Origin of the sequence: Streptomyces sp. W1SF4 (genome assembly GCF_003950035.1) — a bacterium.
Lineage (GTDB): Bacteria > Actinomycetota > Actinomycetes > Streptomycetales > Streptomycetaceae > Streptomyces > Streptomyces racemochromogenes.
Map to the genome: position 1 here is coordinate 1,886,934 of NZ_CP034350.1, position 14,902 is coordinate 1,901,835.

Annotated in this window: 14 protein-coding genes; 7 read left to right on the forward strand and 7 right to left on the reverse strand. The window is 74.4% G+C overall.

What is annotated here, in order from left to right; genetic code table 11:
- From D1J60_RS08870 to D1J60_RS08885, 4 genes are all read right to left on the reverse strand, one after another.
- Nucleotides 1-666 (reverse strand): response regulator transcription factor, encoded by a 666-nt coding sequence (locus D1J60_RS08870; protein ID WP_125820732.1) that lies wholly within the window; start codon nucleotides 664-666, stop codon nucleotides 1-3.
- Nucleotides 663-2,003 (reverse strand): histidine kinase, encoded by a 1,341-nt coding sequence (locus D1J60_RS08875; RefSeq protein WP_125820733.1) that lies wholly within the window; start codon nucleotides 2,001-2,003, stop codon nucleotides 663-665. Before D1J60_RS08875 ends, D1J60_RS08870 begins: the two co-directional genes overlap by 4 nt.
- 89 nt (nucleotides 2,004-2,092) lie before the next feature.
- A complete protein-coding gene (locus D1J60_RS08880) occupies nucleotides 2,093-3,097 on the reverse strand; it encodes a hypothetical protein (protein WP_241253188.1) in 1,005 nt (334 codons plus the stop codon).
- A gap of 92 nt (nucleotides 3,098-3,189) precedes the next feature.
- Complete coding sequence (locus tag D1J60_RS08885) at nucleotides 3,190-3,990, reverse strand: IclR family transcriptional regulator (RefSeq protein ID WP_125604074.1); 801 nt, start codon at nucleotides 3,988-3,990, stop codon at nucleotides 3,190-3,192.
- A gap of 136 nt (nucleotides 3,991-4,126) precedes the next feature.
- On the opposite strand from D1J60_RS08885, the gene D1J60_RS08890 reads away from it, so the two are divergent.
- The 4 genes from D1J60_RS08890 (at nucleotide 4,127) to D1J60_RS37195 (ending at nucleotide 7,448) form a co-directional block, all read left to right on the forward strand.
- Complete coding sequence (locus tag D1J60_RS08890; protein WP_125820734.1) at nucleotides 4,127-5,653, forward strand: aldehyde dehydrogenase (NADP(+)); 1,527 nt, start codon at nucleotides 4,127-4,129, stop codon at nucleotides 5,651-5,653.
- Between the two features lie 42 nt (nucleotides 5,654-5,695).
- Nucleotides 5,696-5,917, forward strand: a complete 222-nt coding sequence (locus D1J60_RS08895) for a hypothetical protein (protein ID WP_125604072.1) — start codon at nucleotides 5,696-5,698, stop codon at nucleotides 5,915-5,917.
- A gap of 53 nt (nucleotides 5,918-5,970) precedes the next feature.
- Nucleotides 5,971-7,158, forward strand: a complete 1,188-nt coding sequence (locus tag D1J60_RS08900; protein WP_206436503.1) for a TerD family protein — start codon at nucleotides 5,971-5,973, stop codon at nucleotides 7,156-7,158.
- Between the two features lie 113 nt (nucleotides 7,159-7,271).
- Entirely contained in the window at nucleotides 7,272-7,448 is a 177-nt protein-coding gene (locus tag D1J60_RS37195; RefSeq protein ID WP_164720863.1) for a hypothetical protein, read from the forward strand.
- Between the two features lie 52 nt (nucleotides 7,449-7,500).
- Here D1J60_RS37195 and D1J60_RS08905 read toward each other — a convergent pair whose 3' ends face one another.
- Nucleotides 7,501-8,949, reverse strand: a complete 1,449-nt coding sequence (locus D1J60_RS08905; RefSeq protein WP_125820736.1) for an alkaline phosphatase PhoX — start codon at nucleotides 8,947-8,949, stop codon at nucleotides 7,501-7,503.
- A 350-nt stretch (nucleotides 8,950-9,299) separates the two neighbouring features.
- Nucleotides 9,300-10,802 carry a hypothetical protein gene (locus D1J60_RS08910; protein WP_125820737.1) on the reverse strand — a complete coding sequence of 501 codons (1,503 nt, stop codon included), beginning with the start codon at nucleotides 10,800-10,802 and terminating at the stop codon, nucleotides 9,300-9,302.
- Nucleotides 10,803-11,131: 329 nt separating this feature from the next.
- On the opposite strand from D1J60_RS08910, the gene D1J60_RS08915 reads away from it, so the two are divergent.
- The 3 genes from D1J60_RS08915 (at nucleotide 11,132) to D1J60_RS08925 (ending at nucleotide 13,820) form a co-directional block, all read left to right on the forward strand.
- Nucleotides 11,132-12,973 carry an endonuclease/exonuclease/phosphatase family protein gene (locus D1J60_RS08915; RefSeq protein ID WP_125820738.1) on the forward strand — a complete coding sequence of 614 codons (1,842 nt, stop codon included), beginning with the start codon at nucleotides 11,132-11,134 and terminating at the stop codon, nucleotides 12,971-12,973.
- A gap of 198 nt (nucleotides 12,974-13,171) precedes the next feature.
- Nucleotides 13,172-13,426: a hypothetical protein gene (locus tag D1J60_RS08920; RefSeq protein WP_241253189.1), complete on the forward strand. Its 255-nt coding sequence runs from the start codon at nucleotides 13,172-13,174 to the stop codon at nucleotides 13,424-13,426.
- 232 nt (nucleotides 13,427-13,658) lie between these two features.
- Nucleotides 13,659-13,820: an RICIN domain-containing protein gene (locus D1J60_RS08925; protein ID WP_241253190.1), complete on the forward strand. Its 162-nt coding sequence runs from the start codon at nucleotides 13,659-13,661 to the stop codon at nucleotides 13,818-13,820.
- Between the two features lie 95 nt (nucleotides 13,821-13,915).
- On the opposite strand, the gene dapD is transcribed toward D1J60_RS08925, so the two are convergent.
- On the reverse strand, nucleotides 13,916-14,896 hold the full coding sequence (gene dapD, locus D1J60_RS08930; protein ID WP_125820740.1) for a 2,3,4,5-tetrahydropyridine-2,6-dicarboxylate N-succinyltransferase: 981 nt from the start codon (nucleotides 14,894-14,896) through the stop codon (nucleotides 13,916-13,918).
- Nucleotides 14,897-14,902: the final 6 nt, after the last annotated feature.

Here is a 14,902-nt window from a genome sequence, read left to right on the forward strand (position 1 = left end):
TCAGCCTTTCTTCATGATGAAGCCCCCCTCGTAGGCGGCGATGACGGCCTGGGTGCGGTCGCGGGAGCCGGTCTTGGCGAGGACCGCGGCCACATGGGTCTTGACCGTCTGCGGGCCCACGCCCAGGTGCTCGCTCATCTCCTGGTTGGACAGTCCGGTGGCCATCAGGCGCAGGACGTCGGCCTCCCGGTCGGTGAGCCGCGCCGCCCAGGCGGGTGCCGGGGGCTGGGCGGCCGCGGCGTGGGCGGCGGCCAGGGCACGGACCGCCGCCGGGAACAGCAGCGAGTCCCCGCGGGCGACGAGGCGGACCGCGCCGATCAGCTCGTCGGGGTCGGCCCGCTTGAGGAGGAAGCCGGATGCGCCGGCGCGCAGCGCGTCGTAGACGTAGGAGTCGTTCTCGAAGGTGGTGACGACCACGATCCGGGGCGGGGTGGGCATGGAACGCAGGATCTGGGCGGTGGCCCCGAGGCCGTCGATCTCCGGCATGCGGACGTCCATCAGCACCACGTCGGGGGTCAGCGAGCGGACCAGGGCGACGGCCTCGGCGCCCGTGGCCGCCTCGCCGACGACCTCCATGTCGGGTTCCGCGTCGAGGATGACCCGCAGTGCGGTGCGGACCATCCGCTCGTCGTCGGCGACGACGACGCGCAACGGCGGCCGGCTCATCGCCCGGCTCCGCCGGCCGCGCCGGCCGGTGTGGTGGGGGAGCCGAGCGGGAGGACCGCGCGCAGCCGCCACCGGCCCTCGTGCGGGCCGGCCTCGACGCGGCCGCCGAGCAGGGCGGCCCGCTCGGCGGCGCCGCGCAGTCCGCGGCCCCCGGTGGTGCGCCGCCGCTCGGCGTCGGGGGCGGGCGGGGCCTGGGCGGGCGGGTTGGTCATGGTGATCTCCAGTTCGCGGTGGCCGTCGGGGGTGTGGACGCGCAGGTGCAGGGCGATGGGGCCCAGGCCGTGGCGCAGGGCGTTGCTCAGGCCCTCCTGGACGATCCGGTAGGCCTCGCGGGAGGCGATGGCCGGGAGCTGCTCCCAGTCCCCGGCCGGGCCGGGGTCCTGGCTGGCGGTGACGGTGGTGCCGCCGGCCCGGGTGCGGGCCAGCAGCCCGTCGAGGTCGGCCGCGAGGGTCGGGGCCGGCGCGGCGTCGGCCCGGGCGGGGTCCCCGTCGCGCAGCAGGCCGAGGACCGTGTCGAGCTCGCCGACCGTGCGCCGGGTGGTCTCCTCGATCGCGGCGAGCGCCTCCCTCACGAACTCCGGGTCGCGGTCGAGCACCCGCCGGGCCGCGCCCGCCTGGAGGGTGACGGCGCTCAGGGCGTGCCCCACGGCGTCGTGCAGCTCCCGCGCCAGCCGGTTGCGGACGGCGAGGTCGGCGGCCCGTTCCTCGGCGGCGGCCAGCCGGTCCGCCGCGGTCGGTCCGAGGAGCACGGGTGCCAGCCGGGCCAGCAGCGCCGCCGCCACCGCGGAGCTCACGACGACCAGGACCAGCAGCCCCACCCCGAGGAAGGGAGTGACGTACGGGTTCGCCGCGCTGCTGAACCAGCCCGCCCCGAGGGGTGCCCGGCGCAGGGTGGCGGAGAACGGTACGAGGATCAGCACCAGCGCCATGGGGGTGGCCGCGAGGGTCATCCCGCTGATCACCGCGCCGACGCCCAGGTGCAGGGTCCACCAGGCGGCGGCCCGCCACCGGGAGCCCCACGAGCGGGCGGGCCCGTCGGCCAGCAGGTCCCCCGGGACCCCGCACAGGGCCCGCACGGCCGTCACCGACAGCGGCCGCACCAGCCCGAACAGCCCGGTCACGGCGGCCGGGGGCAGCGCGGCGGCGTAAGAGGCGAGGGTCAGGGTCGGGGAGGCCAGGACGTTGCCCCGGCCGGCCACGACACCGACCCATACCTGGCTGAGCAGGAAGTAGGGCATCAGCAGGGCGCCGCCGAGTATCAGGTGCACCCAGCGCAGCCGGGCCCGCGCCCCCAGTACGGCCGCGCTCCGGCGGCGCACCGCCGCTGTCCCGCTCATGCCCGTCCCTCCCCCGTTCTTCCCCGTGCCCCGCGCCCTCGCGCCCCCGTGCCCCGTGCCCCGTGCCCCGTGCCCCCGGTCCGTACGTGTCAGCCTTCGCGGCGGGAGCGGAGGTGGCGTACGAGGACCGCCCCCGCGAGCAGCCCGGTGATCATCTCGCCAGCGTAGGTCAGGCGGTCGACGGTGGTGGCCGGTTCGCCCGCCCTGAAGTCCACTCCGAACGTGGTGGCCAGCATGAACGCGCCCCAGGCCAGCATCGTCGCCGAGCCGGTCCAGGTGAGGGCCAGCGGCCACCGCGCCGGGCGCGCACCGCCCCGGGCCAGCAGCAGCGCCCCGGCCGCCGCCGCGAACGCGCACACCGCGTAGGCCCCCGACACCACGCCCGTCTCCGCCGAGTACGCCGCCACCCGCTGGGCGGGCAGCCCGGCGCTCCCGCCGAAGGCCCAGTACAGGTACGCCGCGCCCAGCACGGTGCCCGCCAGTGCCGCGGCTCCCGCCACCACCCCCGTGGGAGACGGGAGCCGCTGCCCCGGCGCGCCCAGCCGGCGTCCGCCCCAGCGCTCCCGCGCATGGGAGACGAACAGTCCGGCCAGGGCTGTTCCCTGGGCGATGAAGCCGGTGTAGACGACGACGAACACCCAGGATTCCAGGAAGGGTGCGTGTCCCGCCTTCGCCGCTTCCCCGACGCCCAGGCCCACGGCCTTGACGAGGGCTTGCGCGGGGAACCCCAGGGCGATCGGGGTGAGCAGGCCGGTGGCCACGTACGCCGGAACGACGAGGAGCCATCCCGGCAGCCGTCTGCCCCAGGGCCTGGTGAGCGCCAGGACGAGCACGATGACGGTGGCGTCCATGGCCAGGGTCACCGCGTTGGCGACGGTGACCGGGATGCCGCCCTCCAGCAGCACGCTGCCCTCGGGTATCCCGATGTGGCTCCCGGCCAGCCAGGCCGCCTTGAGGGTCAGGTAGGGGACGGTGGCCGCCAGCGCGACGGCCCGCAGGACCCGCCGCCCCGTCCCGAGACGGGGCGAGGGGATGCCGGTGTCGCCGGTGGTGTCGGCCGGGCGGCTCGCGTGGACTGCTCGTGTCGTCGTCATGTCCCCACGGTCGCCCGCGCCGGCCCCCCGCCGCCTCCCCCGCGAAGGTGAACCGCCTCCCCCGCACGGGGGAGGCGGTGCCCGGCGGGGTCTCACATGCGCCGGGTCACGACCGAGAGCCGGTCGCGCGCCTCGAACAGGGCCGCCTTGATGGCCCGTTCGTGGTCCTCCGTCAGCCGTGCCACCGGCACCGAGCAGCTCACCGCGTCGCGGGCCGGCGTCCGGTACGGGATGGCCACGCCGAAGCAGCGCAGGCCGAGCGTGTTCTCCTCCCGGTCCAGCGCGTACCCCTGCTCCCGGACCAGCGCGAGCTCCTCCACCAGCTGCTCCCGGTCGGTGATGGTGTGCTCCGTGACCGCCTCGAGCCGCTTGGGCAGCAGCGCGCGCACCTCCTCGTCGGTGTGCGAGGCCAGCAGCGCCTTGCCGAGGGCCGTGGAGTGGACGGGGAGCCTGCGCCCCACCCGGGTGAAGGGCCGCAGGTAGTGCTGGGACTGGCGGGTGGCCAGGTAGACCACGCTCGTCCCGTCCAGCCGCGCCAGGTGGATGGTCTCCGTGGTGTCGTCGGAGAGCCGGTCCAGGGTGGGCCGGGCCGCCGCGACGACCTCGTCGCCGTCGATGTACGAGCTCCCGACCAGCAGGGCCCGTACGCCGATGCCGTACCGCGTGCCGGTGGCGTCGGTCTCCACCCAGCCCAGGTTCACCAGCGTGCGCAGCAGCATGTAGAGGCTGGACTTGGGCAGGGAGAGGTCGTTCTGGATGTCGGCGAGGCTGTGCAGGCCCGGCCGTGCCGCGAAGTGCTCCAGCAGCAGGACGGTGCGCACCGCCGACTTCACCGGCGCCGCCGGCCCGGGGACCCCCGGCTCGGCCGGGCCGGCCGTCTCCGCTGTCGTCATACGCCTCTTCCCCTCTGGTCGGCTCTGATCGCCTCTTGTCACCCGGTGGACGCGGAAATAGAGTCCGCAGCAGCAGTGATCATTCATCCACCGGAACGGCGTTCAGAATACTGAACGGTCCAGGAGGTAGCGGGCCATGGCAGGGACACCAGTCTGGAGTGTGGACCCCCGCACCGGGAAGCAGCTCGAAGAGGTTGCGGCGGAAGCCACACCCCAGGACGTGGACCGGGCCGTGCGCGCGGCCCACCAGGCCCGCGGGGCCCTCGCCGACGCGGCCCTGCGGGCCCGTTTCCTGCGCACCGCCGCCGAGTTCCTCGACGGGGCCGGGCAGGCCGTGGTGGAGGCCGCCGACGCCGAGACCGCGCTGGGCTCCGGCCGCCTCACCGGCGAGCTGGCCCGCACCACCGGCCAGCTGCGCGCCTTCGCCGACGCCGTCGAGGAGGGCTCCCACCTCGACGTCCGGATCGACCGGGCCGACCCCTCCCTCAGCCCGCCGCGACCCGAACTGCGCCGCTACAAGGTGCCGCTGGGCGTGGTCGCCGTCTACGCCGCCTCCAACTTCCCGCTGGCCTTCTCCGTGCCCGGCGGCGACACAGCGAGCGCGCTGGCCGCGGGCTGCCCGGTGGTGGTCAAGGCCCACCCCGACCACCCGGCCACCTCCGAGCTGTGCGCCTCCCTGCTGCGCCGGGCCGCGGTGGCGTGCGGGCTGCCCGCGGAACTGGTCACCGTCCTGCACGGCTTCGACGCCGGGGTGGAGCTGGTCCGCCACCCCCTGGTGTCCGCCGCCGGGTTCACCGGTTCCGTCCGCGGCGGCCGGGCGCTGTTCGACGCGGCCGCCGCGCGGCCGGTGCCGATCCCCTTCCACGGCGAGCTCGGCTCCCTCAACCCCGTCGTCGTCACCCCGGCGGCCGCCGCCGAGCGCGCCGAGGAGATCGGCTCCGGGCTCGCGGGCTCGGTCACCCTCGGCGTGGGCCAGTTCTGCGTCAAGCCCGGCCTGGTCCTGGTCCCCGAGGGCCCCGACGGCGACCGGCTGACCGGAGCGCTCGCCACGTCCCTCGGCGAGAGCGGCCCCGGGGTCCTGCTCGACCACCGGATGCGGGAGAACTTCCTGGCCGGCGTCCGGGAACGGGCCGCCCTCCCCGGGGTCACCGCGCCCGTCGCCCCCGGTCCGGGCGGCGAGCACGCCGTCGGCGCCGGCTTCCTGAGCGTGCGGGCGGCCACCCTGCTGGAGGGCGGCGCCCACGAGGTGCTCCTGGAGGAGTGCTTCGGGCCCGTCACCGTCGTCGTCCGGTACGCCGGCCAGGGCGAGGCCGCTGCGGTCCTGGACCGGCTCGGCGGGAACCTGAGCGCCACCCTGCAGCTCTCGCGGGCCGAGACCGAGGGCGCGCCCGGACCGGCCGCCGCGCTGATCGCGCAGGTCACGGGGCTGGCCGGGCGGATCGTGGTGAACGGCTGGCCGACCGGCGTCGCAGTGGCCCCGGCCCAACACCACGGCGGCCCGTACCCGGCGGCCACCTCGCACTCCACCTCCGTCGGCGGCACCGCGATCGAGCGGTGGCTGCGCCCGGTGGCCTACCAGTCGGTGCCCGATGCCCTGCTCCCGCCGGAGCTGCGCGAGGCCAACCCGCTGGGCCTGCCGCGCCGCGTGACCGGCACCGCGTAATTCCGTTGCCGCCCCGCCCGCCGGCGGGGCAGGCTGCGCTCCATGCCGAAGCCACAGGGGTTCACGTACGAGGTGCACAGCGACCGCACCGTCCGCATCACGCACCGGGGCCGCGCCGCGGGCACCCTGCGGGGGCCCCGGGCCGACAAGTTCCTGGCCGAGGTCGAGTCCGGTGACGCGCAGCTGGTGATGGCCCGCTGGACCGGCTCCTACAAGTTCGGCAACGAGCGCGCCGCCCGCGAGCACCCCCGCAACCGGCGCTGAAAATCCCGCCGAGGGTAAGGGAACGGCAAAGCCGCTCCGCTCGTTCTCCGGGCATGACCGCTATGACCCCTGGTTCCAACCTGCCGCTCGACACCGCCCGCGTGACGGTGGACGTGGCTGCCCCGGTGCGTCTCGACGTGTCGGGGCTCCTGCTCGCGGCGGACGGCAAGGTGCGCTCCGACGCCGACTTCATCTTCTACAACCAGCCCTCCGGGCCCGGTGTCAGCTACCGGTCCGGTGGCGGTTCGGCGCCGGACTCCATCACCGTGGACACCGGCGGGCTGCCGCCCGGCATCGAGCGGATCGTGGTCACCGCCAGCCCCGACGCCGCCGGGCAGACCTTCCAGGGCGTCGAGCCCACCGCCACCGTGCGGGACGCGGCCGGCGGCGCGGTGATCGCCACCTTCACCCCGCCGCGGCTCGGCCCGGAGACGGCCCTCGTGGTCGTGGAGATCTACCAGCGCGGCGGCGTCTGGAAGGTGCGCGCGGTCGGCCAGGGGTACGCCAACGGCCTCGCTGGCATCGCCACCGACTTCGGCGTCTCCGTGGACGAGGAGCCGGCCCCGCCGGCGGCCGCCGCCGCTCCGGTCACCCCGGCCGCTCCGGTCGCCCCGCCGGCCCCTGTCGCCCCGCCGGCCCCCGCCGCCGCTCCCGTGGGCGGCGGGAAGATCAACCTCGACAAGGGCCGGGTCAGCCTCCAGAAGAACCAGACCGTGTCCCTGGTCAAGGGCGGCCGCCCGCTGCTCTCCCAGGTCAAGATGGGGCTGGGCTGGGAGCCGGCCTACGGCGGCCGCGACATCGACCTCGACGCGTCCGTCATCGCCTACGGCCCGCAGCGCAACTTCATCGACAGCTGCTACTTCGGCAAGCTGTCGATCCTCGGCGGAGCGATCAAGCACTCGGGCGACAACCTCACGGGTGACGGCGCCGGGGACGACGAGGTGATCGTCGTGGACCTGGGCCGGCTGCCCGCCGAGGCCACCGGCCTGGTCTTCACGGTGAACTCCTTCTCCGGCCAGAAGTTCACCGAGGTCGCCAAGGCCTACTGCCGTCTGATCGACGCCGCGAGCGGGGAGGAGCTGGTCCGCTTCGACCTCACCAGTGCCGAGCCGCAGACGGGCGTGATGATGGCCAAGCTCATCAAGCAGTTCTCCGGCGAGTGGGAGATGACGGCCATGGGCGAGTTTGTGAAGTCCCGCACAGTGCGCGGCATGGTCAAGCCCGCCTCGCAGGCACTCTGAGCAGGTGGGCGGGCATATGCCGACACCCTGGAGCCGAGCGGCGCCCGTCCGGGTGATGGATGCCACGCGTAATCCGGAGGTGGCTGTCAGTGCCCGCCCGTAGCCTTGGATCCATGCAGAACACACTCCAGCCCGCGGGTCCCGCGCGCCCGTCCGCCGCTGAGGCGAACGAGGCGATACGGCACCTCGTCGAGACCTGGGACGGGGAGTGGCCCTCGGAGGCGTACGAGTTCCTGCTCGGGGAGTGGGCAGTGGCCTCCCGCGCCGAGGAGCTGGCCGCCGTCCAGTAGCCGGCCTCCCGGGGCACAGGGGTGCCCCGGGACCGCCGGTCCGGCGCCCGCGTCAGCGCGGGGAGCGCCGCCAGGGGCCGGTGATGGCGAGCATGATGCCCGGGTCCTGGATGTTGGCGTACAGGGTGCGCCCGTCCGGGGAGAAGCAGACCCCGGTGAATTCCGAGTACTCCGGCTTGTCGGCCGTCCCGATGTTGAGTTCGTTGCGCGCCAGCGGGTAGACGCGGCCCGACTCCGTGGCGCCGAGCAGGTGTTGCAGGCCCTCGCCGTCCTCGGCGATGACCAGGCCGCCGTAGGGCGACACCGTGATGTTGTCGGGGCCGTCGTACCCGCCGTCGGCGCCCGGGTCGCGGTTGACGCCGATCAGGACGACGAGCCGGATGGTGCGCCGCTTGGGGTCGTAGAACCACACCTGGCCGTCGTGCGCGGCGCCCGGGCTCTCCTCGCGCGCGTAGGAGGAGACGAAGTAGGCGCCCCCGTCGGCCCACCACATGCCCTCCAGCTTGCGGGCGCGGGTCACCGCCCCCGCCGCGAACTGCTTGCGCACCGAGAGGCTGCGGGCGTCGCGGTCGGCGACCTCCGCCCAGTCGACCCCGTACACGGTGCCGGTCTTCGTGGCGCGCGAGAGGTCGTCCACGAAACGGCCCTGGCTGTCGAAGCACTTGGCGGCGGCGAGCACCCCCGCGTCGGGGGCGAGGGTGCGCAGCCGGCCGCGCCCGTGCCGGAAGCCGTGCGGCGGGGTCCAGCGGTAGAGGAGCCCGTTGGGGCCGGAGGCGTCCTCGGTGAGGTAGGCGTGGCCCTGGCGCGGGTCGATGACGACGGCCTCGTGGGCGTAGCGTCCGAACGCCTTGACCGGCCGCGGGTCGCGGTTGGCCCGGCGGTCGTGCGGGTCGACCTCGAAGACGTAGCCGTGGTCCTTGGTCATGCCGTTCTTGCCGGCCAGGTCCTCGGTCTCCTCGCAGGTCAGCCAGGTTCCCCAGGGGGTGGCTCCGCCCGCGCAGTTGGTCGACGTACCGGCGACGCCCACCCATTCGGCGACCTCGCCGCCGCGCCGGACCTCCACGACGGTGCAGCCGCCGGAGGCGGCCGGGTCGTAGACGAGGCCCTCGGCGAGCGGTACGGGGTGCGCCCAGCCGCTGCGCGGGCCCTTCAGCTCGTGGTTGTTGACGAGGAGGGTGACTCCGTGGTGCCCCTCGAAGGCGGCGGTCCCGTCGTGGTTGGACGGGGTGCTCTCGCCGGATTCGAGGGTGGTGACCCCGCTGCGGGTGATCACGCGGTAGGTGAACCCGGCGGGCAGGGCGAGGAGTCCGGCGGGGTCGGGGAAGAGCGGCCCGTAGCCGGGGGCGTGCGGGCGGCCCTGGGCGTCGCGCGCGTCGGGCCGGGGGTCGTCGGCGGCGAGTGCCCCGGGGGCGGTGGCGAGGGCGCCGACCGTCCCGGTCAGTGCGACGCCCGCGCCGGCGATGACGGTGCGGGCGGTGAAGTCTCTGCGGCTGAGGGGCATCGGGTCTCCAGGGGTGGGGAGGTGGTGCGCCTGGCGTACGGTCGCAGGCGCACACGCTCCCGCCCGTACGTGAACGGCGGCTGAACTACCCGCGAATGCGGGCCGAGCCCTTGCCCGTCGGCGGAATGGCGGGATTGATGCGAACGCCGCCCCGGAATCGGCCTGTTGTGCACCCCCCGCCGGAACCGCCTGCGGTCCCGGCCCCGCACCCCCACCGCCGCGCCGGAGCATCCGCCCGGATCCCGCTCGCCCGCCGGAGCGCCCGTCCGGACGCCGCTCCCCCGCCCAGGCACGCGTCCGAACGCCGGGGGGCCTCCGACGGGCGCCCGGGCGGGCCGCCGCCGCGCTGGTCAGGGCTGCCGGGAGCGGGCCTTGAACGCGGCCTTCCGCGCCTCCTTCGAGGCCTTCTTGTCCGGGTGCAGCCGGCCCATGGCCTCCAGCACGTACGCGGTGGCGGGGTGCTCCACCCGCCACGCCTGCTCGAAGAAGCCGGTGTGGTGCTCCGTCAGGCTCCGCATCAGCAGCGGCAGCTCCTCGGTCTCCCCGTCGGCCGCGAGCTGCGCCGCGATGGTGTCCACCGTCAGCCAGAACACCATCATCTCGTCCGGCGCCGGTACGTCGGCCACCCCGTGCTCGGCGAGCCACACCCGGGCGAGTCCGCCGAGCTCCGGGTCGTCCAGGACGGCCCGGACCGCCGGCTCGGCCTCCGGCCCGGCCGGGGCGAGGGCCTGCTGGCAGCGCAGCCGGCGCAGCGGGGCGCCCTCGTCGTCACCGCGCGCGGCGGCCAGCAGTTCGGCGACGGCGTCCGGCAGGTCGCGTCCGGCCAGCCACTGCTCGATCTCGGCCTGGGCGGCGCCGCCCGGGTAGTAGGAGACGGCGTCGAGCAGCGCGTCGGCGCCCTTGTCGGCGAGCTCCCCGACGGCCGGGGCCTCGACCCCGGCTTCGAGCATCCGGGCGCGGACGCCGTACAGGCCGAGCGGGGTCAGCCGTACCATCCCGTACCGGGACACGTCCTCGTCGTCCTCCGGGCCCGCCCCGGCGCCCTGGCCCGCCTCCCCGGAGGCGGGTTCGTCCGCCTCGGCGAGCAGCGCCTCGTCCACGGGGCGGTACTCGACCAGCCCGATGGGCTCCAGCTGACGGAACTGGTCGTCGAGGCGCATCATCGCGTCCGAGACCTGTTCCAGGACGGCGTCGGTGGGGTCGCCCATCTCGTCGGGCACGATCATCGAGGCGGCGAGCACCGGCAGCGGCACCGGGCCCTCGCCGGCACCGCCTTCGGTGACGGTGAGCAGGTAGAGGTTGGCGAGGACCCCGTCGAGGAAGTCCGCTTCCCGCTGGGGGTTCCAGTCGAGGCGGTCGAAGTCGATCTCGCCGCCCGCGTCGAGGGCGTCGACGAGGTCGTCCAGGTCGGGTACGGCCGCGTCCGCGAGGACGGTGTCCAGGGCGGCGAGCCACAGGTCGAGCACGTCACCGGGGGCGCCGCCGGCCAGCAGCGCGAGGTCCTCGCCGGGGGTGGCGGTGCCGTACTCGGGCTCGCCCGCCTCGGCGCCGTCGCCGCTGTCCTCCTCCGGCTCGGTGACGTCGACGAGGCCGGTGTCCACGGCGACCCGCCAGGCCTGGCTCGCGTACACGGGCGAGTCCTCGTCGGCGGTGTCGAGGCCGAGGACGCCGACGGCCTCGGGGAGCTGGTCGGGGGCGAGTTCGCCCCCGACGTCCACGCGGGTGTCGGGGCCGGCCCAGCGGGCGAGGCGTACGGCGCGGGCGAACAGCGGGGCGACGAGGGCGTCGCGGGCCAGCTCCGCATCGGAGTGCAGCCGTACCGGCGGCAGCGTGGGGTGCGGCTCTGCGGACATGGGGTGGTTCTCCTCGGACGGGACGCACGGGGCGGTGGGGCGGTTGAGCGGTGGGGTGTCCGGCTGGCGGTGCCCGGGCGGCGGGATGCCGTCCGGCCGTGTGGCCGAGAACACATGCGGACGGGCCGTCAGGCCCGTTGCGGCGACCCAGCGTAGACGCAATCGGGGTGCGCCCGGCGGCCATCACCTTTGGTTCATCCCACAGTCGGCCTCCGTATCCCCTGGAGACCTTGACAACGTCCCTGGTCACCCAGGAAATTGACGCGCGTAGATGTACACGGGCCGTCAAGAGCCCGCACCTTCTCCTCCACACACCGGAGTTCCCGCCCATGCGCTCCTCGCATCCCCGTTCCGCCGCCGTCGCGGCCCTCGTCGCCACCGCGCTGGCCACCGGCCTGCTCGCGGGCACCGCCGACGCGGCCGAAGGCGCCGTGTCCGCCGATCCGATACGCATCCACGACATCCAGGGCACCACCCGGATCTCCCCCCTGAACGGCAAGCCGGTCGCCGACGTCCACGGCGTCGTCACGGGCGTGCGCACCTACGGCTCGCGCGGCTTCTGGATCCAGGACCCGGACGCCGACGACAACCCGGCCACCAGCGAGGGCGTCTTCGTCTTCACCGGCTCCGTCCCGACCGTCGCCGTCGGCGACGCCGTGAAGGTCTCCGGCACGGTCGGCGAGTACGTCCCGGGCGGCGCGAACTCCGGCAACCAGTCCGTCACCCAGATCGCCAAGCCGACCGTGACGGTGCTCTCCTCGGGCAACGCCCTGCCCGAGGCCACCGCGGTCAACGAGTACTCCGTCCCCGCGGAGTACGCCCCCGCGGGCGACCCGGCGGCCGGCGGCAGCGTCAACGGCCTGACCCTGGAGCCCTCCCGCTACGCCCTGGACTTCTACGAGTCCCTGGAGGGCATGAACGTCAGGATCGGCACCTCGCGCGTGGTCGGCGCCACCGACGCGTACGGCGAGCTGTGGGTGACGGTGAAGGGCTGGGAGAACGCCGCCAAGCGCGGCGGCACCGTCTACGGCTCGTACGAGTCCCAGAACACCGGCCGCCTCCAGATCCAGCAGCTCGCCCCGCTCGCGCAGCAGCCCTTCCCGGTGGCCAACGTCGGCGACAAGCTGACCGGCACCACCGAGGGCCCCCTGGACTTCAACCAGTTCGGCGGCTACACGCTGGTGGCGCGCGCCCTCGGCACGGTCAAGGCGGGCACCCTGGCCCCGGAGAAGACCAAGGCCCAGTCGCCCGGCGAGCTCGCGGTGGCCACGTACAACGTGGAGAACCTCGACCCGACCGACCCGCAGGAGAAGTTCGACAACCTCGCGAAGGCGGTCGTGACCAACCTGGCCTCGCCCGACATCGTGGCCCTGGAGGAGATCCAGGACGACAACGGCGCCAAGAACGACGGCACCGTCTCGGCCGAGCAGACGCTGACCAGGTTCACCGACGCGATCAAGGCGGCGGGCGGCCCGGCCTACCAGTGGCGCTCCGTCACCCCCGAGAACAACAAGGACGGCGGCGAGCCCGGCGGCAACATCCGCCAGGTGTTCCTGTTCAACCCGGAGCGCGTCTCCTTCACCGACCGCGCCGCGGGCGACGCGGTGACGGCGACCGGTGTGACGACCGAGCGCGGCAAGGCCGCCCTGACCCACTCCCCCGGTCGGATCGACCCGGCGAACCCGGCGTGGGGCGACAGCCGCAAGCCGCTGGCCGGCGAGTTCCTCTTCCGCGGCCGCACGGTCTTCGTGATCGCCAACCACTTCGCCTCGAAGGGCGGCGACGAGGGCCTGACCTCGCACCACCAGCCTCCGGCGCGCAAGTCGGAGGAGAAGCGGCTCCTGCAGGCGCAGGCCGTCAACGGGTTCGTGAAGCAGCTGCTGGCGGTCGACAAGAACGCGGCCGTGCTCGCGGTCGGCGACATCAACGACTTCGAGTTCTCCGGCACGGCCAAGGCGCTGGAGGACGGCGGCGCGCTGTACTCGGCGATCAAGTCGCTGCCGAAGGCGGAACGTTACTCCTACGTCTACCAGGGCAACGCCCAGGTGCTGGACCAGATCCTGACCAGCCCGTCGATCAAGAACTTCGCGTACGACAGCGTGCACATCAACGCCGAGTTCTCCGCGCAGAACAGCGACCACGACCCGCAGGTGCTGCGCTTCCGCCCGTAACAGGGACCGCTGGGGCCCGGACGCCGTCCCCGTCCGGGCCCCACGAGGGGTTCAGGCCGGTCCTCGAACCGTGGGTACGGGACTTTCGGCCCTGGCGTGACGCTGGACACACAGGGGACAAAATCTTCCGGTTGTGGTGTTGAGTGTCCCCACGCCCGAACTTGCCCTCCTTGTACCCCCGCATCCCGGGAGGACCGCGTGTTCCCGTCCATGTCGCTCGCCCAGGAAATCGGCCTCGCCGTCCTCGCCGTGGCCGTCCTCGTGTGGGTCGTCGGTCTCGGCCACATGCTGTGGGACAGCCGCTTCCACCACCCGGAGCCAGGCGCCTGCGAGGGCCTGCCGGTGATCCCGTCCCAGCGCACCGCGGCCACGCACCCCATGGAGTCGGTGGAGCTGACCGAGGCGGAGGAGCGGGCCTTCGCGGGCCTGATCCGCACGATCGCCCTGAACTGACCGGGCGCCCCGCACCGACCGGGTGCCCCCCGGAACATCCCGGAACGCCCCTCGCCCCCGTGGCGCGAGGGGCGTTCCGGCGCGTCCGGGCGTCGGCGCCGGCATCGGTTGCGGGGCCGGTCACGCCCCCCGACAGTGGGAGAGGCAGCCGCCGCCCCGACCGCCGGGGCCCGGGCGCCGGACGTGCGCCGCGGACGACGCGGCGGCCGCGACGGCCGCGGTCGCGGTCGCGGTGGCTAACGTCCCGGAGGGCACGTACCAGCTGGTGAACGTCCAGACCGGCAAGTGCGCGACCGTCGCGGGCGGGACCACGACCGCCAACAACCACCCGCTCGTCCAGTTCGACTGCGACACCCACCCCTCGCGCCGCTGGTTCCTGCGCCTGGTGGACTGAGCGTCCCGCCCCGCCGGAAACGGCGAGTGCCCTCCCGCGCACGGCGGGAGGGCACTCGGTGGTGACGTGGCGGCAGACGGGCGCTGCCCGCGGCGTCAGTTGTGGCTGTGCAGGACCTCGTTGAGGCCGCCCCAGTTCGCCTTGTACGGGCGGGCCTCGACGGCGCCGGTGACCGAGTTGCGGCGGAAGAGGATGTTGTCGGCGCCGGAGAGCTCCAGGGCCTTGACGATCTGGCCGTCCGGGAGGGTCACCCGGGTGCCGGCGGTGACGTAGAGGCCGGCCTCGACGACGCACTCGTCGCCGAGCGCGATGCCGATGCCCGCCTCGGCGCCGACCAGGGTGCGCTCGCCGATCGAGATGATCTGCTTGCCGCCGCCCGAGAGGGTGCCCATGGTGGACGCGCCGCCGCCGATGTCGGAGCCGTCGCCGACGACGACGCCCGCGGAGATGCGGCCCTCGACCATGGAGGTGCCCAGGGTGCCGGCGTTGAAGTTGACGAAGCCCTCGTGCATGACGGTGGTGCCCTCGGCGAGGTGCGCGCCGAGGCGGACGCGGTCGGCGTCGGCGATGCGCACGCCCTTGGGGGCGACGTAGTCGGTCATGCGCGGGAACTTGTCGATCGAGGTGACCTGGAGGTGCAGGCCCTCGGCGCGCGCGTTCAGCCGGACGGTCTCGACCTGGTCGACGGCGACGGGGCCGAGCGAGGTCCAGGCGACGTTGGTGAGCAGGCCGAAGACGCCGTCCAGGTTCTGGCCGTGCGGCTTGACCAGGCGGTGGCTCAGCAGGTGCAGGCGCAGGTACGCGTCGTGCGCGTCCAGCGGCTTGTCCTCCAGGGAGGCGATGACGGTGCGGACGGCTACGACCTCGACCCCGCGGACCGCGTCCGAGCGGATGGCCTTGGCCGCGGCGGCGCCGAGGAGCTCCACGGCCTGCTCGGCGGTGAGGCGCTCGGTGCCGGCCGGGCCGGGCGCGTCGGCCAGCTCGGGGGCGGGGAACCAGGTGTCGAGGACGGTGCCGTCGGCGGTGATGGTGGCAAGTCCGGCGGCGACGGCGCCGGTGGTACGCGTAGCAGTCATGCCCGA

Bases quoted from the DNA above. Each gene is read 5' to 3' on its own strand.
- D1J60_RS08900 (WP_206436503.1), top strand. From the start codon at position 5,971: ATGACCGCTATGACCCCTGGTTCCAACCTGCCGCTCGACACCGCCCGC.
- D1J60_RS08875 (WP_125820733.1), bottom strand. From the start codon at position 2,003: ATGAGCGGGACAGCGGCGGTGCGCCGCCGGAGCGCGGCCGTACTGGGG.
- D1J60_RS08915 (WP_125820738.1), top strand. From the start codon at position 11,132: ATGCGCTCCTCGCATCCCCGTTCCGCCGCCGTCGCGGCCCTCGTCGCC.
- dapD (WP_125820740.1), bottom strand. From the start codon at position 14,896: ATGACTGCTACGCGTACCACCGGCGCCGTCGCCGCCGGACTTGCCACC.
- D1J60_RS37195 (WP_164720863.1), top strand. From the start codon at position 7,272: ATGCAGAACACACTCCAGCCCGCGGGTCCCGCGCGCCCGTCCGCCGCT.
- D1J60_RS08890 (WP_125820734.1), top strand. From the start codon at position 4,127: ATGGCAGGGACACCAGTCTGGAGTGTGGACCCCCGCACCGGGAAGCAG.
- D1J60_RS08905 (WP_125820736.1), bottom strand. From the start codon at position 8,949: ATGCCCCTCAGCCGCAGAGACTTCACCGCCCGCACCGTCATCGCCGGC.
- D1J60_RS08885 (WP_125604074.1), bottom strand. From the start codon at position 3,990: ATGACGACAGCGGAGACGGCCGGCCCGGCCGAGCCGGGGGTCCCCGGG.
- D1J60_RS08870 (WP_125820732.1), bottom strand. From the start codon at position 666: ATGAGCCGGCCGCCGTTGCGCGTCGTCGTCGCCGACGACGAGCGGATG.
- D1J60_RS08895 (WP_125604072.1), top strand. From the start codon at position 5,696: ATGCCGAAGCCACAGGGGTTCACGTACGAGGTGCACAGCGACCGCACC.
- D1J60_RS08880 (WP_241253188.1), bottom strand. From the start codon at position 3,097: ATGACGACGACACGAGCAGTCCACGCGAGCCGCCCGGCCGACACCACC.
- D1J60_RS08910 (WP_125820737.1), bottom strand. From the start codon at position 10,802: ATGTCCGCAGAGCCGCACCCCACGCTGCCGCCGGTACGGCTGCACTCC.